The 1,648-nt window shown below is 38.7% G+C and carries 2 protein-coding genes; both read right to left on the bottom strand.

Annotated features, from left to right (window positions below):
* Nucleotides 1–147: 147 nt before the first annotated feature.
* On the bottom strand, nt 148–885 hold the full coding sequence (locus J3352_RS14365) for a DUF3658 domain-containing protein (protein ID WP_242699991.1): 738 nt from the start codon (nt 883–885) through the stop codon (nt 148–150).
* A gap of 373 nt (nt 886–1,258) precedes the next feature.
* Nucleotides 1,259–1,540, bottom strand: coding sequence for a hypothetical protein (locus J3352_RS14075; RefSeq protein ID WP_005943373.1), 282 nt, complete (start codon nt 1,538–1,540; stop codon nt 1,259–1,261).
* Nucleotides 1,541–1,648: the final 108 nt, after the last annotated feature.

Genomic DNA, 1,648 nt, shown 5'->3' with positions numbered 1-1,648 from the left:
CACTGTTTCGTATAATGTATATACCATGTTTTGATGGAGAAATCAAGACTTTTTATTATCTTCAGTTTTTCTTTTTGAACAATTGACCCAACAGCCACCCCTCTCGTTGAAATGAGGTGACTGTTGGGCCGACTTGCTCGGATTCCTTTATTCTTCGTTTAGCTGGACGATGGTATTATAAAAGATTTTGTTTGGAATAACGACTTGAAGAACACCCTTTTTCAAAAGTGCTTCTATGCGTTTCATGACATACCAGTCACTTACCGGAGCAGAAATCGCTTTTAATACGTCTGCGGTAAGTTCACCAACCGAAATAGGAATTCTCGATACTAAACTAATAATTCTCTGGTCGAAATAATCTATGTTAACGCTTTTAACATCGTTCGCATGCCAAATACGCATGGAGGTGTTTTCGTTTAATAGCTTTCCCCATCTTTTGGCATACTCAGTAATAGTTTCTTCCGTCAAATACTTTTGTGAGATCTTATCGGTTTTCCCTTCCATAAATTCTTTCAGACCTTCTCTGGATGCAAGCAAAATTCTATTTGTACCATACTTTGCTGCATAGTAACAAATATAATAAATGCCGCACCAACAATCGGCAGAACTCCTGACCCAAACACGCAGTGGCTTATGATTTATCATATCACATTGAACCGCATTCGCTGTACCATGATATTTCGACCACAGTTGTCTAGCTTCAATTTGGCTGTCAGGATAATATTCTGAAAGGCAATTCACGAATTGTTTGCAACGATATTCTGAATCGCAAGTATATTGAAGTTCTCCCATTGATAACATAAACGGAAACAACTTTACACTTTCGACGATGCCTAAAGCTGCTAACATATTGACATCACTGGGTTCAAAAACAATTTCATCCATAGCTGGTCAAAATCATAATTTCGGGATGGTAACTTGTGTAGTTGCACTCCAATAGATTGGTTTGCTTGAGCCAACCACTCCAAAATAACACCCAACGCTGCAATCAAGATAAGTTCCAACATCATAGAAGTCATATGTATAGGTTGTATTATATATACTTTGTTCTGGAACTAGTGCTGTCGTTGAAAATGGGCAGCTTCGTTCGATGTTATCGGAATAGCTCGTGTAGTAATCCGTTCCTGAAACATTTTTTATTAAATCCGGGCCAATACCGACGGTAGTTCCACTCATATAAAAGCCCAATCCATTGGCCTTTGTATAAAGAACTCTCCATGTTACCTTACACTGCTTTGGGTGATTACTTTGCTTTCCTTCATTGAATAGCTAGAACAACAGCTACTATCAAGAACAAAGTTGAAAGCCCAAGCTGAACCCATGCAATTTTTTCGTTTTCGGCATTGTTACAGCCTTTGGAGGATACTGCCACTTGGATATAATGCACTGCTACGATTCCATATGAGAAAAACAAAGAAGCCCAAGCATAAGGTACTGCGCTTTTATCTGTCAATCGGACAAGATTACTAGTCCATACTGAAATGCAGCCCCAAAGGGCAAAAGGAGCAATAAGAAAAAAGTTGCTTTTGCCTTTTTTCATTCTTAGCCTCCCACAGCTTGATGGTACGATTTTGTAGTATCCATAAGGTGTCCACCGGAATCATACGAATACAAAATATCATGATAGCAATGGGTATAGTAGCTATTA

Source organism: Faecalibacterium sp. Marseille-Q4164 (genome assembly GCF_017377545.1).
Classification (GTDB): domain Bacteria; phylum Bacillota; class Clostridia; order Oscillospirales; family Ruminococcaceae; genus Faecalibacterium; species Faecalibacterium duncaniae.
The sequence above is the reverse complement of the archived record's forward strand: the minus strand, read 5'-3'. Positions and strand labels throughout refer to the sequence as shown.

What these genes read in the sequence shown, in the direction of transcription:
- J3352_RS14075 (WP_005943373.1), bottom strand. Translation starts at nt 1,540, where the DNA reads ATGAAAAAAGGCAAAAGCAACTTTTTTCTTATTGCTCCTTTTGCCCTT.
- J3352_RS14365 (WP_242699991.1), bottom strand. Translation starts at nt 885, where the DNA reads ATGGATGAAATTGTTTTTGAACCCAGTGATGTCAATATGTTAGCAGCT.